9 protein-coding genes are annotated in these 8,464 nt (G+C 72.6%); 6 read left to right on the forward strand and 3 right to left on the reverse strand.

The window, feature by feature from the left end; translation table 11 throughout:
• Window positions 1–856 (reverse strand): serine/threonine-protein kinase (locus tag E1281_RS33735; protein WP_131883769.1); only part of this gene is annotated, 856 nt, incomplete at its 3' end.
• Between the two features lie 292 nt (window positions 857–1,148).
• Between E1281_RS33735 and E1281_RS33740 the strand changes: the two genes are divergently transcribed.
• The 6 genes from E1281_RS33740 (at window position 1,149) to E1281_RS33765 (ending at window position 6,652) form a co-directional block, all read left to right on the forward strand.
• On the forward strand, window positions 1,149–2,054 hold the full coding sequence (locus tag E1281_RS33740) for an ABC transporter ATP-binding protein (protein ID WP_131883770.1): 906 nt from the start codon (window positions 1,149–1,151) through the stop codon (window positions 2,052–2,054).
• Window position 2,055: 1 nt separating this feature from the next.
• Window positions 2,056–2,796 carry an ABC transporter permease gene (locus E1281_RS33745; RefSeq protein ID WP_131883771.1) on the forward strand — a complete coding sequence of 247 codons (741 nt, stop codon included), beginning with the start codon at window positions 2,056–2,058 and terminating at the stop codon, window positions 2,794–2,796.
• Window positions 2,797–2,810: 14 nt separating this feature from the next.
• Window positions 2,811–3,980 (forward strand): sensor histidine kinase, encoded by a 1,170-nt coding sequence (locus tag E1281_RS33750; protein WP_131883772.1) that lies wholly within the window; start codon window positions 2,811–2,813, stop codon window positions 3,978–3,980.
• Window positions 3,973–4,602 carry a response regulator transcription factor gene (locus E1281_RS33755; RefSeq protein WP_131883773.1) on the forward strand — a complete coding sequence of 210 codons (630 nt, stop codon included), beginning with the start codon at window positions 3,973–3,975 and terminating at the stop codon, window positions 4,600–4,602. Before E1281_RS33750 ends, E1281_RS33755 begins: the two co-directional genes overlap by 8 nt.
• Window positions 4,603–4,691: 89 nt before the next feature.
• Entirely contained in the window at window positions 4,692–5,567 is an 876-nt protein-coding gene (locus E1281_RS33760; RefSeq protein ID WP_131883774.1) for a hypothetical protein, read from the forward strand.
• On the forward strand, window positions 5,564–6,652 hold the full coding sequence (locus E1281_RS33765; protein ID WP_131883775.1) for a winged helix DNA-binding domain-containing protein: 1,089 nt from the start codon (window positions 5,564–5,566) through the stop codon (window positions 6,650–6,652). The genes E1281_RS33760 and E1281_RS33765 overlap by 4 nt, the downstream gene beginning before the upstream one ends.
• Window positions 6,653–6,736: 84 nt before the next feature.
• On the opposite strand, the gene E1281_RS33770 is transcribed toward E1281_RS33765, so the two are convergent.
• Window positions 6,737–7,807: a right-handed parallel beta-helix repeat-containing protein gene (locus E1281_RS33770; protein ID WP_131883776.1), complete on the reverse strand. Its 1,071-nt coding sequence runs from the start codon at window positions 7,805–7,807 to the stop codon at window positions 6,737–6,739.
• Window positions 7,808–8,073: 266 nt separating this feature from the next.
• Window positions 8,074–8,464 (reverse strand): limonene-1,2-epoxide hydrolase family protein (locus E1281_RS33775; protein ID WP_131883777.1); only part of this gene is annotated, 391 nt, incomplete at its 5' end.

Genomic DNA, 8,464 nt, shown 5'->3' on the forward strand with positions numbered 1-8,464 from the left:
CTTCGTAGCGGTCGAGCATCCTGGTCGCCTGGTCGGGGAGCCATTCGCCGATCGGCCCGCCGTCCGCGCCGAGCCGCTCCAGCAGCCCGGCGGGCGAGGGCCGGCCGGCGGGGTCCTTGGCCAGGCATGCCGCGACGAGGTCGCGCAGGCCGCCGGGGAGCCCGTCCAGCCCGGGTTCCTGATGGACGATCCGGTACATCAGGGTGTGGACGGGCCCGCCGCCGAACGGCCGGACGCCGGCCGCGTGGCAGAGGACCGCGCCCAGCGCGAAGACGTCCGCCGCCGGGCCGACGTCCTCGCCCCTGATCTGCTCGGGGGCCATGAACCCGGGCGTGCCGATGGAGCCGCCCGGGACCGTGAGCGCCGTTCCCTCCGCCGCCCGCGCGATCCCGAAGTCGATGACGCGGGGGCCGTCGGAGGCCAGCAGGATGTTGGCGGGCTTCAGGTCGCGGTGCACCAGGCCGGCACCGTGGATCGCCTCCAGCGCCTCGGCGAGGCCCGCGCCCAGGACCCGCAGGGACCGTTCGGGGAGGGCGCCGTGCTCGGTCACGACGGCGGCCAGGGACGGGCCCGGCACGTAGGCGGTGACGAGCCACGGCGGGTCGGCGTCCAGGTCGATCTCGACCACCTGCGCGGTGTGGAAGCCGCCGACCCTGCGGGCGGCCTCGGCCTCGCGGGCGAAGCGGCTGCGGAACCCCGGGTCGGAGGCGAGCTCGGCCCGGACGACCTTCACCGCCACCGCCCGGCCACCCGGCGAGTGGCCGAGGAAGACCTCGCCCATTCCCCCCGCACCGAGGCGCCCCGCCAGCCGGTAGCGGCCGATCGACCGAGGATCGGCGGGACGCAGCGGCTCCATCTTCCCCCATCCCCTGGTCCCGTTCGCATCCCCGGACGGGCCGGTCACCCAGTGTTCAAGATGCTCCCGGCGCCGGTCGCGATTCCACGGCGCGGCGTCCGCATCCGGCCATCATAGGCGGATTGATCACCCGGGGTCCCCGGCGCACCACGAGGCCGCCCGGCCCATCCGGGGCGGGCGGCATCGCCCGAGTGCGCGGGCCGGTCGTACGGCGGAGTCAGCCGATCGGACGATGCCGGGACGAGCGCCTTGGGCGATGTGGGCGGGGGCCGCCCCCGGCGATGCTCTGAGCATGGCGATCATCGAAGTCAACGGCCTGCGCAAGAGTTACGGAGGCCAACCAGTGGTGGACGGCATCGCGTTCGCCGTCGAGGAGGGGGAGATCTTCGGGATCCTCGGTCCCAACGGCGCCGGCAAGACCACGACCGTCGAATGCCTGGAGGGTCTGCGCAAGCCGGACGCCGGCGCAGTCCGCGTGGCCGGCCTCGACCCGCACGCAGACCGCGCCGCGCTCACCAGGATCCTCGGCGTGCAGCTCCAGGAGAGCGAGCTTCAGGAGAAGCTGACCATCCGGGAGGCTCTGGAGCTCTACAGCGCGTTCTATCCGGAGCCGGCGGAGTGGCGCGGCCTCGCCGAGCGGCTCGGGCTCACCGGGAAGCTCACCACCCGGTTCGGCAGGCTGTCCGGAGGCCAGAAGCAGCGCCTCTTCATCGCCCTCGCGCTCATCGGCCGCCCCAGGGTCGTCGTGCTGGACGAGCTGACCACCGGCCTGGACCCGCGCGCCCGCCGCGAGACGTGGAAGCTGATCGAGGAGGTCCGCGACTCCGGCGTCACCGTGCTCCTCGTCACGCACTTCATGGAGGAGGCCCAGCGGCTCTGCGACCGGATCGCGGTGTTCAAGCGGGGCCGCGTCGTCGCCCTCGACTCCCCCGCCGGCCTGGTCGGCCGCAGCGCCGCCGGCACCGTGATCTCCTTCTCCCCGTCCCGGCCCCTGGACGCAGGCGAACTGGCCTACCTGCCCGACGCCACGGCCATCGAGCGCCGGAACGGCCGCCTCACCGTCCAGGGGACCGACACGACCGTCAACGCGGTCATCTCCCTTCTGGCCCGCCACAACATCACCGCCCACCAGCTGCGGGTCACCGACTCGACGCTCGACGACGCCTTCCTCGAACTCACCGAAGACCGGGAGAACTGACGTGTCCGCATCCACCGCCGTCGTCAAGGCGGAGTTCCGGCTCTTCCTCCGCGAACCGTTCAGCCTGTTCTGGATCGTCCTGTTCCCCAGCATCCTGCTGATGATCCTCGGCCTGATCCCCTCGTTCCGGGAGCCGGACCCCGGCCTCGGCGGGAACCGGGTCATCGACCTGTACGTCCCGGTCACCGTGCTGATCGCGATGATCATGGCCGGGCTCATGGCGCTGCCGCCGGTCCTGTCCGGCTACCGCGAGCGCGGCATCCTGCGCCGCATGTCCACCACTCCCGTACGGCCCGCCTCGCTGCTGGCGGCGCAGATCGTCCTGCACTTCGCGGCCTCCCTGGTGTCGGCGCTGCTGGCGGTCACCGTCGGCCGGGTCGCGTTCGACGTGGCGCTGCCCGGCCACGTTCCCGGCTACCTGCTGGCGCTCCTGCTCGGCGCGCTCAGCGCGCTGGCGCTGGGCTCGGCGGTCACCGCGGTCACGCGGACCGCCAAGGCCACCAACGTCGCCGGCATGATCGTCGTCTTTCCGATGATGTTCCTGGCGGGGGTGTGGATCCCCGTCCAGGCCATGCCCGACGTGCTGCAGCGCATCGTGGAGTACTCCCCGTTCGGCGCCGCGTCCCAGGCCCTCGGCCAGGCCACCGGGGGCGGCTGGCCCGACTGGACGCACCTGGGCGTCATCGCCGCCTGGTCCGCCGTCCTGATCGCCGCCGCCGCCCGCTGGTTCCGCTGGGAATAGGACACCATAGATAGATGGAGACGATTCAGCAGCAGTGGGACCGGTTCTACCGCTGGGGACCGTTCGGCCTGCTGGCTCTGGCGACCCTCCTGGCGCTGCTGCTGGTCCGGGAGATCGGCATGTCGGCCGCGGAGCAGCGGACGGCCACGACCCTCGTCGTCACCGCCCTCGTCCTGCAGGGCCTCCACGCCGCCGGCAAGATCCCGGTCACCGTCTACTACTGGCTCCGCACGGTCGTCGCGTTCACCCTGTCCTGGCTGAACCCCTTCTTCTGCGTTTACGCCACGTTCGGGTACTTCGACTCCCATCGTTACCTGACGGCCCGCCCGGCGCGGGCCGGGCTGCTGATCACGGCGGTCATCATGGCCGGCGCCCAGTCGGGCGGCCTCCCGCCGTCGGGCGCCGGGCAGGTGGCCGCCTTCAGCGGCCTGCTCGTCCTGAACTGCGCGCTGGTCTTCATCATCGGGGGCCTGGCCGGCAGGGAGGAGGAGCAGGCCCGCGTCCAGGCCGAGACCATCGCCGAACTCGAATCGGCCAACGCCCGGCTGGAGCAGGCCCTCGCCGAGAACGCCGCTCTGCACGCCCAGCTCCTCGTCCAGGCCCGTGAGGCCGGCGTCGGCGACGAGCGCCGCCGCCTGGCCGCCGAGATCCACGACACCATCGCCCAGGGCCTGACGGGCGTCATCACCCAACTCCAGGCCGCCGAGGACAGCGAGCACGTCCGCCGGGCCACCGACCTCGCCCGCGAGAGCCTCCGCGAGGCCCGCCGCTCCGTCCAGGACCTCGCACCGACCCACCTGGACCACGACACGCTCCCCGAGGCGCTCAAGAAGATCAGCGATGGCAGGGCCCAGCTCACCGTCACCGGAACGGTGGAATCCCTGCACGACGAACTCGAGGCCACGCTCTTGCGCATCGCGCAGGAGGCCCTGGCCAACGCCACCCGCCACGCGCACGCGGACCGCATCGGCGTGACACTCTCCTACATGGACGACGAGGTGGCCCTCGACGTCCGCGACGACGGCCGCGGCTTCACCCGCCCCTCCCGCGGCTCGTCCGGCGGATACGGCCTGACCGCCATGCGCGAACGCGCCGAACGCGTCGCCGGGACCCTGGAGATCGAATCGGAGCCGGGCGGCGGGACGGCCGTCTCCGCCCGCGTACCGTTGATCCGCCATGGCTGACATCACGCTGCTCATCGTCGACGACCACCCCGTCGTCCGGGACGGCCTGCGCGGCATGTTCGCCGCGACGACCGGGTTCGCGGTCCTGGCCGAGGCCGCCGACGGACGCGAGGCCGTGGCCCTCGCCGACGAGCTCCGCCCGGACGTCGTCCTCATGGACCTGCGCATGCCCGGCGGAGGCGGCGTGGAGGCCATCACCGAACTCACCCGCCGCGGCCTGCCCTGCAAGGTCCTCGTCCTCACCACCTACGACACCGAGAGCGACACGATCCCGGCGATCGAGGCGGGCGCCACCGGCTACCTCCTCAAGGACGCGCCCCGCGACGACCTCTTCGACGCCGTCCGCGCCGCCGCCGAGGGCCGCACCGTCCTGTCCCCGGCCATCGCCTCCCACCTGGTCTCCCGGGTCCGCGCGCCGCGCGACGAGTCCCTGACCGTCCGCGAACTGGAGGTCCTGCGCCTGGTCGCCCGCGGCAACGGCAACCGGGAGATCGCCGCCGAGCTCTTCATCAGCGAGGCCACGGTCAAGACGCACCTCACGCACATCTACGCCAAACTGGACGTCAAAGACCGCGCCGCGGCGGTGGCCACGGCCTACGACAGGCGCCTCCTGCCGTTCTAGCGGGCGGTCCCCGGCCACGGCAGGGCCCGGCACCGCCAAGGCCCCGCACCACCAAGGCGTGATCCCCATCGGGCACTAGCATGTGCGGCGTGCGGTATGTCGCGGTTGTCGGGGCCGCCGCGGTCATGGCCGCCGTGCTCGGGCTCGCCCAGGTCGCGGTCGCCGAGGCGGCCGGCATCACCACGCTCGGCGGGGAGTTCGCGGCCGGGAACGAACGTGTGCGAGGCGTGCAGGTCACCCTGGTCGCCTGGTACTGCGCCACGGCGGTCTCGCTGGCCGTCGCCGGCGTGAGCGCACGGCGGGGCGTCGACGCCGGGATGCGGTTCGCGGCCGTGCCCGGCGCCGCCGCCGGGACGCTCGCGACCTGGCCGCTCCTGGACATGGCCGCCGGCGGCGAGCGCCTGCGCGACGACGTGGTCTCCGCGGCACCGGCGGGGGCCCTGCTCGGCGTCGCGGGCGCCCTGGCCGTTGCCGCGGTTCCGGTCGTCGGGCGGGGGCTCGGCGCCTACGCCGTCCTCCAGTGGGCGGCCGCGGCGGCGTTCACCGCGCTGGAATCCCGCACCGTCGTGTTCGCGGGCATGGTGGAGCTGCTCGGAGTGGACTTCCTCGCCCGGATGCGGCCCGGGATGCCGGATCTTCCGGAGAACCTCGGCTACCACCTCCCGGGCATGCTTCCGGTCGCCGACGCGGTCCTGGTCCTGACCGGTGTCGTCGCGGGCATCGCCGCCCGGCGTACGCGTGCGTGGGCTCCGTCCATGGCGTCCGCCGTGTCCGGTCCGGTCCTCGCCGCTGCCGCCTACCGGCTCCCGTCCGGAGACACGGACCTGTGGAACGGCGCGGCGAGCGCGGCCGTGCTCGCCCTGGCGGCCTGCTCCCTCGTGGTGGCGGCCGTGACGGTGGCCGCCCTCCGCCTCGGACGCTCCCGGGCGCGAATGTCCGACGGACGTGGTGGAGTCGGATCATGACCCTGCTGAACGACCGGACGCTCAACCGCGCGACGCTCGCCAGGCAGCTGCTGCTCGAACCGGCCGGCATGCCGGTCCTCGACGCCGTCGCGCACCTCGGCGGGCTGCAGGCCCAGGAACCGCAGGAGCCGTTCGTCGGCCTCTGGTCGCGGCTGCGCGAGTTCGCCCCGTCGACGCTCTCGGACCTGCTGACCGGGCGAGAGGTGGTGCGTACCCACCTGATGCGCCGCACCATCCACCTGCTCACGGCCGACGACGTCCTGGCCTGGCGGGCCCGCTTCGACGCCATGCTCCGCCAGCGGGTCCTCGGCATCTACCGCCACGAGCTCGAGACGGTGGATCTCGACGAGCTGGCCGCCTCGGGACGGCGGGTGATGACCGACGGCGAGCCCCGGACCGTGCGGGAGCTCGTGGAGGCCGTCGAGGAGCGGTGGCCCGCGCCCGGAAGGCAGGCGCTGGGCGAGATGCTCCTCTCGGTGGTCCCCGTCGCGCAGAGCCCGCCGCGCGGGGTGTGGCGCGCCAAGGCGGGGGTGCGGAACGTCATGATCTCCTCATGGCTCGGCCGGGAGATCGATCCGCTGCCCGAGGACGGCTCCGACCCGGTCGGCCAGGCCCTGGTCCGGCGCTACCTGGCCGCGTACGGGCCGGCGGCCTCGGCCGACCTGCGCGCCTGGTGCGGCCTGGCCGGGCTCCCCGCGGCGGTGTCCGCGATACGCGAGGAGCTGGTCGACTTCCGCGACGAGCGCGGCCGGGTGCTGCTCGACCTGCCCGGCGCGCCGCGCCCCGACCCCGGCACGCCCGCTCCGGTGCGCTTCCTGCCGGCGTTCGACAACGCGATCCTCGGCTACCAGGCCCGCGGGCGGATCATCGACGACGCCGACCGCGGCGTCTCGGTCGCCGGCGAGCGCGTCGTGCTGGTGGACGGCAGAGTCGCCGCCACGTGGAGCGCCGGCGACGACGGCGTCGCCGTCACCCCGCTGCGGCGCCTCTCGCGCGAGGAGCGGAGCGCGGTCGCCGAGGAGGGCGGGCGACTGGCGTCGTTCCTCTCCGACCACGGCCACGACCGTGTCCGTATCGCCCGCTGAGGTGCGCGGCCGGCCGTCGCGGGACGCGCGGCCGCGCGTGGGGAGACCACGCCGGTCGGCGTGGTCTCCCGTTCCGCGCTCGGGTCAGCAGAGGCCGCGAGGCTTGGACGACTTGCAGCGGTTGGCGTGGAAGCGGTTGGTCTTGCTGCCGCTCTCGTCGACCAGGTCGTAGGGCTTGTTGCCGCGGACGTGGTTGCCCTTGACGACGTTGTGCTCGGCGGGGCGGTTCTGCGGCGGTACGCCGCGGTTGAGGACGATGCCGCCGGAGTAGGGCAGCTTGCCCCTGTTCTTCTTGACCACGTTCTTCTGGATGCTGTTGTGGTCGCCGCCGAAGAGCAGGATGCCGGTGCCGTGGAGCGCGGGGACCGGGGCGTGCGCCTTGCACTTGCGGTTGTTCTTGGAGATCTCGTTCTTCCAGATCGCGGTGTTGCCCTGCCCGCCCTTCTGGCCGTCGTCGACCAGGGCGATTCCGGTGCAGTTCCCGACGAAGGTGTTGTCCCACACCTTGACGTTGCGGGCATGCCGGACGAGCAGCCCCATCGCGTTGCCGGAGGCGTGGTTCCCGGTGACGACGGTGCCGTGCGCGTTGGCGATGTCGCCGATGTACAGGCCGGCGTGCTCACCGGAGTGCACGACCCGGTTGTGGGCGAACTTTCCGCGGGTGGACCTGTACTCCGCGATGCCGTACTCGCCGTTCTTCATGGCGAGGACGTATTCCACCGTCAGCTTGTCGGTGTAGTAGCCGAAGACCCCGGTCTCCTTGAAGCCGCGGACGCTCAGCTTCTTGACCGTCACGTCCTTGACCGGGTGCTTCGCGCGGCCGACCACGCAGATGCCCATTCCGCGCTGGTCGGCCTTCGCGCAGTGGTCCTTCTTGCCCGGGCTCAAAACGGTCTTGTTGCCCGCACCCTGGATCGTGAGCCGCTTGCGGACGAGGACTCCCCCGTCGTAGCGGCCCGCCATGAGCTGGATGACGTCGCCCGCCCGCGCCTTGTTGACGGCCTTCTGGATCGAATGCCCCGGCTTCACCAGATGGACCCGGGCGCGTGGCGCCGATGACGCCGCCGCGGTCGACGCCTGGCCGGCCGGCATGTAGGCCGCGAATCCGGCGAGTGCGACGACCGCGCCGAGCGAGGCCGCGAAGGTTCGCCTCATCCCTTTTCCCCCGTTTCTTTGGTTCCACTTGAGAATTGCCGCCCCATTTTCCGGCGACCCAATTCCTCGATCATCTTGGAACCGCACGGGTAATGCACCCGGTGCCCGAAACGTAAACTTCAGGGAATCACGCTGGATTTTGCCGTCTCTTTCGCGAACGAAGACGGGATCCGGGGACCGCCGCCGTCCACCGTTCCGGGGTGCGGCGCGTCCGGCGCGTCGGGTGCCGGGCCTCCTCAGCGGACGCGGGCGCGGCGGGGATCGCGCTACGTGGTCTTGGGGCGCGGGGCCAGCGCCGACAGCAGGGCGCTGCCCAGGCCCTTGGCGGAGGAGGCCAGGACGGTCGTCCAGTCGAAGTAGTCGCGCCAGAGGACGATGCGGTCGTCCCGCACCTTGAACGTGCCGCACACCCAGAACTCGGCACGCCAGGCGCCCGCCTCCAGGACGTCGGTGCGTTCGGTGAGGACGACCGGGCCGTTGGCCGCGATGTTGTGGACGCGGGCCTCGAAGCCGGAGCCGTAGCGCTTCATGGCGCGCAGCGTCTTCTCGACGGCCGGGAGGCCGCGGGCGGGCGGGAGCGGGACGTTCTGGTAGACGATCTCGGGGTCGGCGTACGTGAGGGCCCGGTCGATGTCGAGGTCTTCCAGGGCCGAGAGG

Origin of the sequence: Actinomadura sp. KC345 (assembly GCF_004348515.1) — a bacterium.
Lineage (GTDB): Bacteria > Actinomycetota > Actinomycetes > Streptosporangiales > Streptosporangiaceae > Spirillospora.